Origin of the sequence: Streptococcus sp. HMSC065H07, assembly GCF_001837325.1 — a bacterium.
GTDB classification, from domain to species: domain Bacteria; phylum Bacillota; class Bacilli; order Lactobacillales; family Streptococcaceae; genus Streptococcus; species Streptococcus salivarius_H.
Window position 1 is genome coordinate 1,212 of record NZ_KV832048.1, and the last position, 229, is coordinate 1,440.

The 229-nt window shown below is 45.9% G+C and carries 1 protein-coding gene; it reads left to right on the plus strand.

The features are described from left to right. Window positions 1-229 (plus strand): hypothetical protein (locus tag HMPREF2637_RS09685; RefSeq protein ID WP_141760039.1); only part of this gene is annotated, 229 nt, incomplete at both ends.

The window sequence follows — 229 nt, forward strand, 5'->3', positions numbered from 1 at the left end:
CAGTTGACGGCGTTGGTACTTACACAGTAGCAGCAGACGGAACAGTTACATTCGTACCCGAAAAATCATTCGTTGGAACTGCACCAGCAGTGACGGTTGTTCGTGAAGATAAGAACGGAACCAAAGCCTCTGCAACTTATACACCAACTGTGACTCCAGTAACTCCAACTGCAACACCAGTTGAAACTACAGATATCCAAGGTGCTACACAAACTGGTAAGCCAGTATT